General features: G+C 47.5%; 18 protein-coding genes and 1 pseudogene. 8 read left to right on the forward strand and 11 right to left on the reverse strand.

Going from position 1 to position 14,195, the window contains the following annotated elements:
• Positions 1–50 precede the first annotated feature (50 nt).
• Positions 51–335 carry a hypothetical protein gene (locus ACR6Z4_RS06105; protein ID WP_479716347.1) on the reverse strand — a complete coding sequence of 95 codons (285 nt, stop codon included), beginning with the start codon at positions 333–335 and terminating at the stop codon, positions 51–53.
• A gap of 344 nt (positions 336–679) precedes the next feature.
• Here ACR6Z4_RS06105 and ACR6Z4_RS06110 point away from each other — a divergent pair, with 344 nt between their 5' ends.
• The 6 genes from ACR6Z4_RS06110 (at position 680) to ACR6Z4_RS06135 (ending at position 5,144) form a co-directional block, all read left to right on the forward strand.
• Positions 680–1,591: a LysR family transcriptional regulator gene (locus ACR6Z4_RS06110; RefSeq protein WP_479716348.1), complete on the forward strand. Its 912-nt coding sequence runs from the start codon at positions 680–682 to the stop codon at positions 1,589–1,591.
• A 19-nt stretch (positions 1,592–1,610) separates the two neighbouring features.
• The gene (locus tag ACR6Z4_RS06115; RefSeq protein ID WP_479716349.1) at positions 1,611–2,477 is read left to right on the forward strand and encodes a beta/alpha barrel domain-containing protein; all 867 of its coding nucleotides are present in this window, start codon (positions 1,611–1,613) and stop codon (positions 2,475–2,477) included.
• A gap of 940 nt (positions 2,478–3,417) precedes the next feature.
• Positions 3,418–3,648 (forward strand): hypothetical protein, encoded by a 231-nt coding sequence (locus ACR6Z4_RS06120; RefSeq protein WP_479716350.1) that lies wholly within the window; start codon positions 3,418–3,420, stop codon positions 3,646–3,648.
• A 139-nt stretch (positions 3,649–3,787) separates the two neighbouring features.
• A complete protein-coding gene (locus tag ACR6Z4_RS06125) occupies positions 3,788–4,207 on the forward strand; it encodes a GFA family protein (protein ID WP_479716351.1) in 420 nt (139 codons plus the stop codon).
• Positions 4,208–4,212: 5 nt separating this feature from the next.
• Positions 4,213–5,010: an oxalate:formate antiporter gene (locus ACR6Z4_RS06130; RefSeq protein ID WP_479716352.1), complete on the forward strand. Its 798-nt coding sequence runs from the start codon at positions 4,213–4,215 to the stop codon at positions 5,008–5,010.
• Between the two features lie 38 nt (positions 5,011–5,048).
• Positions 5,049–5,144, forward strand: coding sequence for a glycosyltransferase (locus ACR6Z4_RS06135; RefSeq protein ID WP_479716353.1), 96 nt, complete (start codon positions 5,049–5,051; stop codon positions 5,142–5,144).
• A 47-nt stretch (positions 5,145–5,191) separates the two neighbouring features.
• On the opposite strand, the gene add is transcribed toward ACR6Z4_RS06135, so the two are convergent.
• Together add and ACR6Z4_RS06145 are read right to left on the reverse strand one after the other, a co-directional pair.
• The gene (add, locus tag ACR6Z4_RS06140) at positions 5,192–6,232 is read right to left on the reverse strand and encodes an adenosine deaminase (RefSeq protein WP_479716354.1); all 1,041 of its coding nucleotides are present in this window, start codon (positions 6,230–6,232) and stop codon (positions 5,192–5,194) included.
• On the reverse strand, positions 6,189–7,031 hold the full coding sequence (locus ACR6Z4_RS06145) for a TetR family transcriptional regulator (RefSeq protein WP_479716355.1): 843 nt from the start codon (positions 7,029–7,031) through the stop codon (positions 6,189–6,191). The genes add and ACR6Z4_RS06145 overlap by 44 nt, the downstream gene beginning before the upstream one ends.
• Positions 7,032–7,119: 88 nt before the next feature.
• On the opposite strand from ACR6Z4_RS06145, the gene ACR6Z4_RS06150 reads away from it, so the two are divergent.
• Positions 7,120–8,073: a Rieske 2Fe-2S domain-containing protein gene (locus ACR6Z4_RS06150; RefSeq protein ID WP_479716356.1), complete on the forward strand. Its 954-nt coding sequence runs from the start codon at positions 7,120–7,122 to the stop codon at positions 8,071–8,073.
• A 184-nt stretch (positions 8,074–8,257) separates the two neighbouring features.
• On the forward strand, positions 8,258–8,527 hold the full coding sequence (locus ACR6Z4_RS06155) for a hypothetical protein (protein WP_479716357.1): 270 nt from the start codon (positions 8,258–8,260) through the stop codon (positions 8,525–8,527).
• A gap of 247 nt (positions 8,528–8,774) precedes the next feature.
• On the opposite strand, the gene ACR6Z4_RS06160 is transcribed toward ACR6Z4_RS06155, so the two are convergent.
• From ACR6Z4_RS06160 to ACR6Z4_RS06195, 8 genes and pseudogenes are all read right to left on the reverse strand, one after another.
• Positions 8,775–9,158 carry a nuclear transport factor 2 family protein gene (locus ACR6Z4_RS06160; RefSeq protein WP_479716444.1) on the reverse strand — a complete coding sequence of 128 codons (384 nt, stop codon included), beginning with the start codon at positions 9,156–9,158 and terminating at the stop codon, positions 8,775–8,777.
• A 275-nt stretch (positions 9,159–9,433) separates the two neighbouring features.
• Positions 9,434–10,027, reverse strand: a complete 594-nt coding sequence (locus ACR6Z4_RS06165; RefSeq protein WP_479716358.1) for an ester cyclase — start codon at positions 10,025–10,027, stop codon at positions 9,434–9,436.
• Positions 10,028–10,264: 237 nt separating this feature from the next.
• Entirely contained in the window at positions 10,265–10,990 is a 726-nt protein-coding gene (locus tag ACR6Z4_RS06170) for an alpha/beta fold hydrolase (protein ID WP_479716359.1), read from the reverse strand.
• A 145-nt stretch (positions 10,991–11,135) separates the two neighbouring features.
• Positions 11,136–11,633, reverse strand: a complete 498-nt coding sequence (locus tag ACR6Z4_RS06175) for a lipocalin-like domain-containing protein (RefSeq protein ID WP_479716360.1) — start codon at positions 11,631–11,633, stop codon at positions 11,136–11,138.
• Positions 11,634–11,663: 30 nt separating this feature from the next.
• Positions 11,664–12,527, reverse strand: coding sequence for a dioxygenase family protein (locus ACR6Z4_RS06180; RefSeq protein ID WP_479716361.1), 864 nt, complete (start codon positions 12,525–12,527; stop codon positions 11,664–11,666).
• Between the two features lie 146 nt (positions 12,528–12,673).
• Positions 12,674–13,420 carry an SDR family oxidoreductase gene (locus ACR6Z4_RS06185; RefSeq protein WP_479716362.1) on the reverse strand — a complete coding sequence of 249 codons (747 nt, stop codon included), beginning with the start codon at positions 13,418–13,420 and terminating at the stop codon, positions 12,674–12,676.
• Positions 13,421–13,447: 27 nt separating this feature from the next.
• Positions 13,448–13,573: pseudogene (locus tag ACR6Z4_RS06190) on the reverse strand (DsbA family protein); the annotation flags it as partial.
• A 230-nt stretch (positions 13,574–13,803) separates the two neighbouring features.
• The gene (locus tag ACR6Z4_RS06195) at positions 13,804–14,178 is read right to left on the reverse strand and encodes a peptidoglycan-binding domain-containing protein (protein WP_479716363.1); all 375 of its coding nucleotides are present in this window, start codon (positions 14,176–14,178) and stop codon (positions 13,804–13,806) included.
• Positions 14,179–14,195 lie beyond the last annotated feature (17 nt).

Consider the following 14,195-nt stretch of genomic DNA (forward strand, 5'->3'; position numbering starts at 1 on the left):
ACAACTGGGGGTTTAGTAAACATAGATCCATTAAGGTAAATCGATCACGATCAACTATTTTGATAATGACGTTCTTCTAACCAGATCAACATTTCCTGGGTAGAAACCCGTTCAATCAACTGCCGTCTGAGGGGATCGTAAGCATTCCAAACGAGTTGACCTGTACTATCTTCCGTCTGCCAAACATGGGGTTCAGAGGACGCACTAGAATAGGCGAGTAAACTTTGCCACCAGTTGTTTAATGTGCTACCTAACTGATGTCGTTTAGTCTGTAAAGTTGAAGCTAAGGAAGAAGGGGTCTGTTGATACCCATTCCAGTTGAGTTGAGTTTTCATAGATGCGTCTCGTTTTTGTTTAATACGTTCAGTCTAAAAAACTGTAGCGTAAACTACAAAAACTAGCGCTCATCGCTTCCATGAGTAGGTTTGATGGAATGAATGTTAGATGGTCACCTGTTTTGGGAAAGAGATAGTTAAGGGTTGCCAACCGTTTTCTTAAACATACGCTGGTGGGATGGGCGTTTCTGCTGTCCTTGCCAATCGTCAATGACCACCCTGTCTGAACGGCGTTGCTGATTTTGGGTATGAATTTGAACGTGAAACCTTTGGTTTCACGTTCAAATTCATACCGCTATTAAGCAATGCCCCCTGTCTGAACTGGAGCGAGATAACGACGCACTGTGAAAGTTAATTCTCAAAATCAGATGAAACTATCGCAGCTACGAATTTTGGTGGCAGTGGCAGACTACGAGAATTTTACAGAAGCAGCATTGCAACTAGAAATATCGCAATCAGCTGTGAGTCATGCGATCGCAGCATTAGAAGACCATTTGGGAGTGGTGTTGTTTATTCGGGGGCGCTATGGTGCTCATCTCACGCCCGTAGGTCAGCAAGTCGTCAAACATGCGCGGGAAGTGGTGATGCAAACGGATGCCATCACCAGAGCTGCTGAATCAGCACGAGGGTTGCAGGGTGGGCAAGTGAGAATTGCCTCGTTCCGCAGTATTGCTACCCATGTCTTGCCCGATGTCGTGGCAGAATTCCATCGCTGCTTTCCGGCGATCGCCGTTAGCCTTTCCGAATATGACGACTATCCCCAGGTCGAACAAGCGTTGCGAGAAGGACGGGTCGATATTGGCTTTACCTTTATGCCAGCGGCTGAAGATCTGGAAGCCTGGGAGGTGTTGCGCGATGAATATATTGCATTGCTGCCCGCAACGTTTAAACTGAAAGCGACTGCACCCTTGACCTGGGAAACCGTTATGGCTCAGCCGATGATTATGCCTCCACGGGATAATATGATGATGCGGCAAGTCTATGAGTATGCTCAAGCGTGTGGTTATCACTTGAAGATTGCCTATGAAGTAGATACAGATGCAGCAATCGTCCGATTGGTGGCGCAAGGGTTGGGCGTTACCATCTTGCCACGACTGGCAGCAGAACCGATTCCAAGCAATGTGCAAGTTTGTCAGTTAACTCCGACGTTGGTGCGATTGATTGGGGTTGCTGTCCTGGCAGATGCGTTGCATCCCCCTGCCGTCTATGCCTTTTTAGACATTCTCAAACAGACAGTTCCCGAATTGATTCATTGAAAGACGCTACGGGAAAATTTTGAATAGTGGAGCAGGAGAGCGGTTGATCGCGATGAATGACGGTAGCCCCAGCGTTAAAATTACGATCTTTGATACGACCTTGCGCGATGGAGAACTTGCCCTGGAACGTAAACTCACTGTTGAGCAAAAGTTGCGCTTTGCGATGCTTTTAGATCAGATGTCAGTGGATGTCATTGAGGTCGGCTATCCCGGTGTCTTTCCCAAAGATAGTGATGAAATTTCCCAGATTGCTCAGCATGTGAAACGATCCATCATTTGTGGTTTGGCAAGTAGTCAGCCTGATGAAATTGCCGCCGTTGCGATCGCACTCAAACCCGCTATTCGGGGACGGATTAACGTTTATACCTCTGTTCGTCTGCCAGCCAATAGGACGGAGTCCGAGCTATACGAAACAATTCAAAATAGTATGACTCTGGCAAGAAAGTACTGTGGTGATGTGGAATGGTCGGCGTTTGATGCTACGCGCAGTCATCCCGATGTGGTTTGCAAAGCCGTTGAAACAGCAATTAAACACGGTGCGACGACAATCGCCATTCCTGACAGCATGGGTGTTGCTTCACCCACCGAATTTTCAGATCTGATTGCTACGGTGATGCATCGTGTGCCGAATATAGATCAGGCAACCCTGGCGGTTCATTGTCATGATGATCAGGGAGTGGCGATCGCCAATTCATTGGCAGCTCTGAATGTAGGCGCACGGCAAATTGAATGCTCGATTAATGGCTTGGGGGCGCGAGCGGGGAATGCGGACTTGGCAAAAGTGGTAGAGGCGATCGCTCATCATGCTGCGTATTACACATCGATCGATCAATCTTTGCTAAATCAGGCGTCAGCAATGGCAACTCAGTTTACGCTGACCGAATAGGAAGACACATTAGCGTGATCGTAAGGATCGTGGATTTAATAAAACCGAAGATTTATTTTTGGAAGCGCGGCTCCGCCGCGCTTCCAAAAATAAACTTCCGGGTTTTAATTAATTGGTGATCCTAAGGATTGAAGAATGGGGTTTCTCTCTATTTTCTAATTGGCTGGAGCGCCAAATGATTTTTTAGTGTAAGTTTAGCGTACGTACTCCACCAAGAGTTTACGGGCGATTGAGCTGAACCCTATTGCCTTTTTCCAGGGGATAGGGTTCAGTTTTTTGTGCTGCAAAAGTCTATAGCAATTCCAAATGGGGTGCGCCTCTCGTAACTCGCTTTCCTTTAGGAGATTTCTAGCAATAAATCTACCCTTTGATCTGGGTTTCGACTTCGCTCAGCCCACAAACTCTGGGCATTGAGCGAAGTCGAAACGTGGGAATTCAGGTATTTTCTTGGGCAGAAATCTCCTTAATACCTGTGTTGGAATGCTCTCTAAAGGCGTTACATCCAGAACTAAGGCAATTTCTAGAAAAAGTTTACCAGCAAGTCGTAGGGGCGAAGCATTCGAACCATGATTTTTCGTCATTTGTCAAGGATTATCTACCGAATGCTTCGCCCTACATCGATAGGCGATCGCTCTTTTGTTATTGCATTTAAAGAACACAATTTATATCGTGATCTAAACTGTGTGGCATTCAAGTCAATAAGTCAAATTTTGGTGCCACACAAACCCAAAAAAATGCCCATGGAATGACCTGTTTCAGCTCATTTAGTTTCAATAGATCACAAAATCATTTATCTATTTACCTACCTCCAAAGCTGAAGCAAGCAACGATTGACAAGTTTGCTTGGGAAATCAGTTTCTCGCTGGTAGTTGCTTAGAAAGCAGTTGCACGAGGTGATGTTGCCTATGCCGCAGGCTGTTGTTTTCGCAGTGTGGTGTGTATGAATCAGGTACTCTTTACATTGAATGAGGTGTACCTGCTGAATGAGAAGGGTGCTGTGGCACTTGCGAATGGCTTTACGCTTTGTCCTCTGGACTATCAACAACGGGTTGAGTCAGTGTTTGCGTTATTGGCAGCTGATGCAGAATCGATTGGGGAGGCGATCGCTATCCTGAATGAGATTGAGCGGGAATTGAGCCAGTGGTATGGCGATCGACGGTTGGCGGTGTAGGGCAGTCCGCGAGGAGTTATGTTTGGTATGGGAAATATTAAGGATGTGTCAGTGAGCTAATCAGCTATTTGCATGCTGATTCAGTCCGAAAAGTGATGTGCGGCGGTTGAAGCAGAATTGAGGCGATCGGAGAGAGCAGATGAGTCAGTCCAACATTCACGGTGGTTGCCTGTGCGGAACGGTGACCTTTGAGGTGAACCCACCCTTCCAGAAAATGGTGCATTGCCACTGCTCACGGTGCCGCAAAGCCACGGGCACAGGTCACGCCACCAATTTAACCGTTGAACCCAACCAGTTCCGCTGGCTTTCAGGGGAAGAAGCGATCGCCCGGTATGATCTTCCTACCGCACAACACTTCGGCAAATGGTTTTGCAGTCATTGCGGATGCCCGGTGCCACGACTCACGCGCGATGGCAAGATCATGACGATTCCGGCTGGTTCGTTAGATACAGCCCCACTGATCACTCCGAGCGATCACATCTTCTGGGCATCCAGAGTGCCATGGGGTTGTGCCAGCGGCGGACTGCCAACCCACGCTGAGTATCCAGAGTCATGGTAGTACCTATGGACGTTCCAACGACTGCACTGACCACTCATCAACTATTCATCAGCAGAGCCTTACCCCATTTTGCAGCAGACCCGCGATTGGTGGGGGTAGCAGCAACAGGTTCTTGGGCAGAGAACTCGATGGATGAGTTCAGTGATCTCGATTTGATTATCGCCGTGGAGCATGAGAGCGTTGTACAAGTGATGTCGGAACGACAGAGCATTGCTGCATCCCTGGGAGAGTTATTAGCGTCGTTTACAGGTGAGCATGTCGGTGAGCCACGGGTCTTGATCTGCCTGTATGGCTCACCGCTCCTGCATGTTGATCTCAAGTTTTTGTCCATTCATGATGCCCAAACGCGAGTCGATGAGCCAGTCATTCTGTGGGAGCGCGACGATCGCTTATCACAGGCTTATGCGGCTAGTACTGGTCGGTATCCCTTGCCCAATGAACAGTGGATCGAGGATCGATTCTGGATTTGGATTCACTATGGAGCTGGCAAGATTGCGCGGGGAGAATTGTTTGAAGCGCTAGACTTCATTTCCTATCTGCGGAGCACGGTTCTGGGTCCTCTAGGACTCCTGCAAGCAGGATGCAAACCGAGTGGGGTTCGGAAGATTGAGCAGCTGGCACCGACCCTCGCTGAAGCCCTTGAAAGCACGATCGCTTTGCATGATCGAGAGAGTTGTTATCTGGCATTGGAACGGTGCATCGAACTTTATCGATCGCTCCGTTCAGCGGCAATTACCTATCATGCAGCGGCTGAGGAAGCGGCTGTTGAATATTTGAAGACGATGCGTGCACATTGGGTGTAGAAAATCTCACTTACCCTGACTCAAATCCAGAAAAAAAGATGCGTATCTTGTTATCCACGATCGGAACACGAGGCGATGTCCAACCGCTGGTGGCGATCGCTCTCCAACTTGCCCTCCAACCTGTTATGGCTTGATGGAGCGTCACCTCAGGGATAAGGCTGCAAGATGCTGTTTGAAGCCTTCAAGATGGTTCTACCCAACTGAAATTGCTAACACAATTGCTCAGAAACGCTTCCCACTCCTGACGATAGGTGGTTTTTTCTAATTCAGGTAAAAAGCTTGCTTCCAACGTATTCAAATTTACCTGCCAGAGTTCGTTCCAGGAGAATCCTTGTTCAGCCAGAATGAGATATTCATTCACCAGGTTTGTGTTGAACATGAGAGGATCATCCGAGTTCAATGTGCAATACAATCCCTCATCCACCAGTTGTCGGATTGGGTGAGGTTGATGGCGATCGACAATTCCCAGACAGTAATTGCTTTGAGGGGATACTTCTAATGGGATTTGTAGATCACGCAATTTTTGTACCAACGCATCGTCTTCTAAACAGCGAATACCGTGCCCAATGCGCTCAATCTTCAAATGCTCCAGCGCACTCCAAATGCTTTCTGGTCCCACTGCCTCCCCAGCATGGGCAACTACTCTCAATCCCTGCCGCATTGCCTCTGCAAATGTTTCGCTAAACGCCTCCGGTGCGTAACCTTTCTCCTGCCCAGCCAACCCTAAACCAATGACAATTCCCATCTCCTGTCCCTGTAAGGCGCATTCCAGGGTTTGTCTCTGCAAATCTGGAATGTGACGGACGATCGCTGCAATAAATTTTACTCGACTACCACAGTTTGCTTCACCCCTGCTTGCTCCAATACTCAAGGCTTCAAGTAATTCGGTATCTGTCAAAGCATCAGACGGCAAAGCAGTGCCGAAATGAACTTCGCTGTAGCGAATATTTTGCTCAGCCTGCTGTTTCAGAAATTGCTCAACCAGAAAAACATAATCCTCTGGCGTTTGCACGCATTGACGAGCAATGCGATAAACCTCGATAAAGTGAGTGAAATCTCGAAACTCATAAAACAATTTCCACTCTTCTAGAGAACCTGCTGGCAAGGCTATCCGATTGCGTTGCGCAATTTGATAAATGGTTTCTGCATCTGCCGTGCCAATCAGATGAGTATGAATTTCAACCTTCGGCATCTCGCGCAGGAGCTTGAACATGTGATTCATTTCGCAATTCATTTGCATGAGTTTTCCAATCGGTACGCTCTAGAAACTGCTTGCCACAGTCCTTACATAGGTAGCGTTGCTTGTTGTAACGATGTCCGTTCTTCGACAAGCGGTCAGACTGACAGTAATGACATTTCATTACTTTTGTCACGGCTTCATCTATTGACTTTGGCTCTACATGAGGTAATAGATAGGCAACTAGTAAGGCTTTGAGTTCTTCGTAGCGCGATCGCCGTTTGCTCTCCGCTCCCCTCAAAGCTTGCAGCAGTAGGGCGTTGTAACACTGATGCACTGTTTCGGCGAGGCGTTCACTCTTCTCAACTGCTAGTGCCGGATTCCACTGCCGCAAGAAGTTTGCATATTGTTCAATCAACTGACGATTGAACGTCTCATCAAACAGCACAAATATTTGGGGAGCCACAAAATATTGAATATAGACTACACGCGGGATCGGATCTTGGAAATAGGCGATATGCGCCTCAACCATGCGCTCAATAAACTCGGCGAACGGTCGTTGTAGATCCGCAGACTGCAATAGTTCCTTGTTTAGCACCATCACGTTTTCCATGTGGCGGGCTTCTAAGGCATGAAAGATGGCCAGTTTGTCGGGAAAAAACTGGTAAAGGGAGCCGATCGCCGTTTTTGCCCTAGCCGCAATCATGTGAGTAGTCGCCGCTTCGTAGCCCACTTCTACAAACACCTCTGCGGCCGATCGCAGAATCTGCTCGACCCGCTGCTGGCTACGCTGTTGCTTAGGCTGTCGTCGGAGTGGCGTTGGGTGATGTTGTGATTCTATCATCGGTGATGAGGAGGACTTGCTTGACAAACATGAATAGTTTGTCGTATTTTCAGAATTAAACATGAAAGTTTTGTCATAATTTTACCCTATGTCACCCATCCTTCCTGGCGCACCCTGGCTGATTGCCCACCGATCGATATTAGGCATTAATCAACCTCACAAAATTTCGTTGAATGGACAAGACTATGTCCTCTGGCAAAACCCTCAAGGGGAGGTGTTTGCCCTCAATAATGTGTGTCCTCACATGCAGGCTCCCCTGTCAGATGGTTGGATCTGCCAGGAACGAAACACCATTACCTGTCCATTTCACGCGCTGGAATTTGACGGGCAGGGGCGGCTGCATCAAGCAGGAAACGTGGGAACACAACCACTGTTAACCCCTCTGGAGTGCGTGATTCAGAACGATTGCATCTGGACGTATGGTGGCTTGAGTGCCAAAGTTCCGGTACCTGACTTGATTGAACGAATGAGTCAGGGTATGACTTTTTTGGGCGTTGCTGGAGAAAAAAGCATCCAGGGCACTTTTCTGCACAATTTGTTGATCAACTATGATTACAACCATCAGAACGGCACCCATCGGGAATTATTTGGCATCAAAGCCAATCGCATTCCGGTGTTTGAGCACGAGGGCTACTGGGCGAAGGTGGTGCAGGAACTCGATCGCAATGATGCCACCTTTGCTGACATTCGCCGCAACCCAGCAGTTCTCCTTGCACCCAAGACCTACACTGGCACGCTGGAGTATGCATTTCCGGCGCTGACTACTTTTAAAACCCGCTTTCCTCTAGGTGAAATTTTGCAGGTGCATGTGCTGTACCCTGAAACTGCAACCCACACAAAAACCTTTGTGCTGGTTTTTGCCAAATTCAATCATCCAGTGTTCAAACCAGTGTTAGGGCGATTGATGTTGAGTGCGGTAGCAACGGTTGTGGAACAAGACACGCGGGCGATCGAAACCTCTTATCCGCGTCAGCCTGCTAAGATTCGCTTACCCAACGAAGAAATCATGTTTCATGCAGAGAAACTTTACCGGGAATGGTGAGGTTAAGCCGTTGCTATTCGAGCATAATTCTATGCTCTCGGTTATTCTCAGCAAGGGGTTTTTACTCGCCAGCGATCGCACCATTAACGATCTATCGATTATTTATTCATCAAATCCAGCGTAATCGTATCCAGTGAAGTTTCGTCCTACATCTCTGTCTGTAACGTCAAAGGAGTGGGTATGGGTGAAGAATTCCCGCAGTCAGATCTTGAAGATGGCTGAGACTGTGCTGAAGCTCATAGGCATTGTTGTCACCTTTGAGGTTATTGCATTTCCAGCACATGATCTGGAGATTGTCATAGTCAAACATTCGCTCTGGGCACCGAGCTTTGTTCAGTTTATGGTCGAGGCTAACGTAATGAGGGTGAAAGTAGACATTGCCTTTGCGATCGAGCAGCCCGCAGATGTGGATGTTAATGAAATCATCGTTCGACCGATTGGGCAGCCCAGTTAAGCAGCAACTGCATTAGCTATCAATTTCAGTACCCCTCGTTGTTGCGGACATCGTTTTCCAACCAGCGATAGGGGTCTGCGATCGCCTGCCCGAAATGTTCCTCAATAACATTGACTCACTGAGGATCACAAACAAAACAACCTGTAATTCTTTTTTAGGGAGAGGCGGCGAAGCCGCCTCTCCCTAAAAAAGAATTACAGGTTAATAAATATGCGATCCTTAGTGTCAGAATCGTTGACTGTAGGCATCATGATTGTAGACTTCGAGCAGGCGGAAGCGAAATGGGTATTTTGATCACGAAAGCCTTTAATTCGACCATCTGACCGTCGCGAAAACGCCAGATGTCACAGTATGAGTAATCAGCTGCCTTCCCGCCTTCATCTTTCATAGTGATGTTGCCAAGTGCCGTGACAAAATCACCCTCGGCGATTAAGTTGGCGACCCTAAACGCTGGCGGTTCTATGTAGGTTGTTGCCATCCATTGGCGAACGGCTGCTTTTCCGTTCAGGGTCTTATCGCCGACAAATGTCCATTCCGTGTCGTCGGTGCAGAACGACAAGAATCCTTCATAGTCGCCTATAGCGATCGCTGCGTTTGCCGCTTCTAAGATTGCTTTATTATTCTCTAACATTTGAATCTCTCCTGTACATACCCGATGAAACATTTGTTCTGAGTAGGTTTTAGCTCGTGAGCATTGCATACTCTACTAACCCTATTGTTTCCAGGGGAGCGGCGATCGATAAGGATTCTCCCGCATATCCAGGACTTCCCAAGTTGTAGGATTGACTTGCCCTGTGACTGGAATTTCCTGGTTCTAATCAAGTTTGTGTCGCAGTTATTACTCCATCTGCTTGCTCCGATCGGTATCGAGCAGTTTAAGCATTGATGGAAAGCTTGTTCTAACCTTTAGTCGCGATCGCTTGCACGATTGATCAGTGCGTTTGAGGGCAAGCTCGGATCAAGTACCTTGCGCGCACTATCAACCCCTACGACGGGCAGTGTAACCGGATCAAGCATGCCGAGTTGAACCAATACACTCGCCTGATCCCAGTAGAGGTGTTCATGGGCTAACTTGCCATCACGGAACTGGACAATCGCTACTACTGCCACTTCAATCCGTTTCCCTGTCGGAGCAATGCCAGGTAGCATCCAGTCCATTTGGATGGTATGAGTGAACGTAACTAGCATTTCATCGACGAGTTGATTGGTTCCGATTGTACGCGAGACCGGATTCAACTCTATGTCCGGCGGCATCTGTGGAATGAAGTACTTGGAATAAAACTCACCCACGGCTGGTTTCCCTACTCCCCCAGTCATTACCGGAATGTGATTCACGTAAGTGTCCTCAACCATTGTAACGAGAGCATCTTCAGTGCTGTGAGTACCAAACTCGTGCCCGATATGCTCTTCCCAGACCGCTTGTAAAGCTTCCTGAGCAGGTGTCAGGTTGGGGGTTACCTGTACATTTGCTGGTTTGTCTACAATTTGCTCTTTGACCATGTTAGATTCTCCTAGTTCGTTCTATTTCAACTGTATTGATTTCAATGCTTAACTTCTTTCAGATTCTTATTTCATTCGCGATCGTTGCCGACTTCTTTGTTTACTCCCGCAGTTGAAGTTAAGCCTGCTTGATCTCTGTAACGAGATCGGTTGCTTGGCATTGAGCCTTTTCACTCAGCGAATCAAACTCGTCCAAGAAGAATTGCCCGATTGTCTGTTGTTCATCTCAACCATCAGCTAGTCGCGCCCTGCTGCAATCATCTTTTCTGCTAAACCAACCGGGTTAGAAAACATCACCTCATGACTACCGGGCATTTGCACGAACCGAAATAGTCCCAGGCGGCTAGACATTCTGGGATGCCAACCCCAATCACCTTGAGGAAGAACATTGTCTTCGGTACAGTAGAGGTAGCTTTTGGGGATGGGCAGCGAGTAAAACTGCTTCAGGTCTAACTTGTCAAGCCACGGTTGATACGGTTCAGGCGATAATTGTGCGTAACTCGATCGAGCCAGTTCGAGGTCAGCGTCGTTGATAAACGCTTCTCGCCAAATCTCAAAAGGTAGCATCACCGTATGATCGCCCGATTGTCTTGCTAGCTGATCGGATAACGCTTGAGAGTGCGGTGGGGTGTTATCGTTGAGGCTTTCACCATCATTGAGGACAAAGGCATTGAAGAAGATGAGTCGTCGAATGCGATTGCTGATTGCTTCAGCAACTTTGGCAATAATGGTTCCACCGAAACTATGTCCGACTAGAACGATATCGTTTAAGTCTTTACTCACAATGTAATCGACGATCGATTCCGTGCATTGAGCATGGTTGACGTTTTTGTTCACGTCTTTGCCATGTCCAGCGATCGTGGGCGCAAAAGCATGATGTTCCTTTGCTTCTAGTTGATCAATGACTGCCTGCCAAGCAGAACCATCATGCCAGGAGCCATGAACTAAGACAAAAGTTGACATAGAATCCTTCCTTGTAGATGTGATCTGAAAATCAAGCTCGTCTGTTCTCTCTTGAAATGGGTCAGTTCGCTGTGTATCCGCCATCGTTGGCGTAGCCTCTCCTACAGGAGAATCACTAAGGATTGTCCAGTGATGTAGCTTGCAATTACACAATCGGATCACGTTCAGGATCTGTAGCTATAGTGCGTTCCCACAGCAGTTCAAAAACCGCTTCAACACCATCACTTAAGACTGGCGGCGTCACGAGCGTTAGTCGGCTCTCATTAAGAGTAAAGGTGCGAACTAACGTTGTACCAACGCGATTAGGAATTGATGCAATTTTGATCTGGTGAGTGACTGTGTTGCCACTCAATGTATAAGTTCCAGCGTAAGCATTGAATGTTGTAAATGCTTGAGCAAGCTCTTCCACGGGTAAAGATTGCATCTGGGGAGTCAGCGGTGATCTGACCTCCTGACTCAGCGGTAAGCGATCGCTCCTAGAAAACATCACCATCATGTGACCATCTGATGTGTAAGTGATGTAGCCAACCGGATGAGTCCCATACACGTCTGGAGTCACCGTTCCATCAGCGTAAATGGCAGTTGCAGAAATTAACTTCCAAATGCCAATTAGCAGATTGTTCTGGATTGATGGTGTAGACATAATGTGCAACCATTGCTTGATGATTCTCCGCTAGAGAGTAGCGGGTTTCAACACAAAATCAAACTCAGTCGTGTAAAACGGTTTACTTTGATTGTGTGCCTTGAGTTTGTCTGTTGCCTCGTGCTTTTGCAATTGAACGATCGCCGATCGTACTGCAAAGGTCGTATCTGAATCCAGGTGAGGATCGCCAGCAATAAAAATTTGTGTTGTCAGTGGAGTGTACTCCGGAGCACTGACTTTGACATGGATGTGAGCCGCCTGCCAGGGATGCCGTCCCAAGAGTCCCAGCAACTCGCCACATGGACCACTGCTTGGCACTTTGTAACCTAGTGGCACGACGGTTTCAAACCTATACGTTCCACTCTTGTTCGTTTTGAACCGTCTGCGAAAATTTCCCAACGGCTGAGATGGCTCTTGGACATCATATAATCCTTGGGAATTGGGTTGCCAAACATCAATCAGAGCATTGGCGAGCGGTTGACCGTTCAAATCTAAAACCCTGCCTGACAGGAAAAGTGTGTCGCCTTCTGGATCAACGCCTAAGCGATCGCCCATCTGCCGTTCTGGTGCATTCGGCACGTACAAGGGTCCTTCTAAATTGCTTTCTGTACCGCGATGAGCATCGTGCAGCAATTCTACCAACTCTGAAATTCCCAGTAGATCTGTTAACGCCTGCATTTCTCCAGCGGGAATCTCTTGAGTGTGATGACTGACCCGGTTGAGAAAATTACGTCCCTGCTGCAACTCTGATTCAGTCAGATTCACCTCACGCACAAAGTCATGCAAATGTCGAACCAAGCTCGTGTAAATTTCATAGGGTCGCGGGTGAGATTTGCCGCGATCGCCATGATTAATGACGGCTTCAGTGATAGTGTCAAGTGTGATTTTCTGCACGGTCAAACTCCTTTTTAGTTACGTGATTAATGATGGTTGTTTTACGGCGACCATCTTGACTTATAGTCTGTGTCCTAATCTGATTGGCTACAGCTATATCAGTGCAACTTTGCCTGCAAGTTTTGTCATTTTGCGCTGTCGATCGACTACTGCGCTAAATACCCACCATCTATCATCAACGTTTCACCTGTTATGAACGATGCCATTTCAGATGATAAAAACAGAACTGCATTGGCAACTTCAAGCGGTGTGCCAACTCGTCCGATTGGGTGAAGTCCTGATAGGTAAGCTTTGGCTTCATCTGTAGAGGCTTCAAACAAATCTGTTTTGATTGACCCTGGCGCAACGACATTGATGCGAACACCCGCTTTGGCATATTGGAGTGCAGCCGCTTTTGTTAAGCCTACGACCGCATGTTTACTCGCGGTGTAGAGGAGTATGTTAGGCAGGGCAACAACTCCAACCGCAGATGCCATATTGACGATTGCACCACTTCCCTGTTTCAACATTTGGGCGATTTCATATTTCATCGACAACCAAACACCTTTGACATTGACGTTCATCGTGTGGTCATATTCCGCTTCTGTTTGCTCAATCAGTGAGGGATTTTCGCCGACTATTCCTGCATTATTAAAGGCAATATCTAACCGACCAAAAACGCTAACTGCTTTATCAACCATTGCTTCAACATCGGCTTCTTTCGTGACATCGGCTTGCACAAAAATCGCCTCTCCGTCAATTTCCTGAATCAATCGAACCGTTTCTTCACCTTCATCCATTCGGCGACCCACCACCACCACCATTGCTTGTTGTTGGGCATAAGCGATCGCCGTTGTTCTACCAATTCCCGATGTGCCTCCGGTGACTAACGCCACTTTATCTTGCAGTATCATTCTGTTTCTCCTGTTTTAATTTCATCAGTTGATAAACAGAGCTGGAGCAACCGTAACTCCACTGCGGTGTCCACTCTCGATACCTGCGTTGATGCGATCGAGATGCGTTTGGTGAGATAGTTTTTGCAAAAATTGGGGAATGTCTAGTCCAAGCTGATATATATCACCAGCATGACCCTGGCACTCAGCCCACCTTGCATCCAATCTTAGGTTGAAGGTGGGATAAGTAAGGAACTCTGGCTACGATCGTCGTTCATTTTTCTACATCTGTATCAAGGTTGGAACCTTGCCACGAGAGCTGGGAAAAACCTGATGATTCAGGTATTCCCAGCGTCAATAATTTGAACCTGGGCTGACTAACTTTGAAATTGGTGATTGCTGCGTTAGCGTAGGTTCCGCCAACGACGAGCAAATTCCTCTAGAACTGATCTAGAAATCTGGGATTGCAACCACTCAAACGCCTCTTTTTGATAGAAATATTTCGATGGCTCGTAGTAAATGGCTGCGTCAGTCAGTTGAATGGGTAGATCAACAACTTGACGAAGGGCTTGCCACGTTTGAGGACCAACGATGCCATCTGCAGCAATGCCACTCTGCTTTTGAAACTGAATCACTGCGGCGCGAGTCGCACCGCCAAAAATTCCATCGATTGCAATGTTAATTCCTTTCGCATTCAACAATCGTTGTAGCGTAGTAACAGCAGCACCAGAATCGCCTTCTCGTAGCATTGGGTCTGTAGCTGTGAAAGTAGATGTCATCGATTTATCTCCAATGT

The organism is Calyptranema fuscum S582 (genome assembly GCF_055793305.1).

What these genes read in the sequence shown, in the direction of transcription:
- ACR6Z4_RS06170 (WP_479716359.1), bottom strand. Translation starts at nt 10,990, where the DNA reads ATGTCAACTTTTGTCTTAGTTCATGGCTCCTGGCATGATGGTTCTGCT.
- ACR6Z4_RS06135 (WP_479716353.1), top strand. Translation starts at nt 5,049, where the DNA reads ATGCGTATCTTGTTATCCACGATCGGAACACGAGGCGATGTCCAACCG.
- ACR6Z4_RS06150 (WP_479716356.1), top strand. Translation starts at nt 7,120, where the DNA reads ATGTCACCCATCCTTCCTGGCGCACCCTGGCTGATTGCCCACCGATCG.
- ACR6Z4_RS06165 (WP_479716358.1), bottom strand. Translation starts at nt 10,027, where the DNA reads ATGGTCAAAGAGCAAATTGTAGACAAACCAGCAAATGTACAGGTAACC.
- ACR6Z4_RS06105 (WP_479716347.1), bottom strand. Translation starts at nt 335, where the DNA reads ATGAAAACTCAACTCAACTGGAATGGGTATCAACAGACCCCTTCTTCC.
- ACR6Z4_RS06175 (WP_479716360.1), bottom strand. Translation starts at nt 11,633, where the DNA reads ATGTCTACACCATCAATCCAGAACAATCTGCTAATTGGCATTTGGAAG.
- ACR6Z4_RS06185 (WP_479716362.1), bottom strand. Translation starts at nt 13,420, where the DNA reads ATGATACTGCAAGATAAAGTGGCGTTAGTCACCGGAGGCACATCGGGA.
- ACR6Z4_RS06145 (WP_479716355.1), bottom strand. Translation starts at nt 7,031, where the DNA reads ATGATAGAATCACAACATCACCCAACGCCACTCCGACGACAGCCTAAG.
- ACR6Z4_RS06120 (WP_479716350.1), top strand. Translation starts at nt 3,418, where the DNA reads ATGAATCAGGTACTCTTTACATTGAATGAGGTGTACCTGCTGAATGAG.
- add (WP_479716354.1), bottom strand. Translation starts at nt 6,232, where the DNA reads ATGAATCACATGTTCAAGCTCCTGCGCGAGATGCCGAAGGTTGAAATT.
- ACR6Z4_RS06195 (WP_479716363.1), bottom strand. Translation starts at nt 14,178, where the DNA reads ATGACATCTACTTTCACAGCTACAGACCCAATGCTACGAGAAGGCGAT.
- ACR6Z4_RS06130 (WP_479716352.1), top strand. Translation starts at nt 4,213, where the DNA reads ATGGACGTTCCAACGACTGCACTGACCACTCATCAACTATTCATCAGC.
- ACR6Z4_RS06125 (WP_479716351.1), top strand. Translation starts at nt 3,788, where the DNA reads ATGAGTCAGTCCAACATTCACGGTGGTTGCCTGTGCGGAACGGTGACC.
- ACR6Z4_RS06160 (WP_479716444.1), bottom strand. Translation starts at nt 9,158, where the DNA reads ATGTTAGAGAATAATAAAGCAATCTTAGAAGCGGCAAACGCAGCGATC.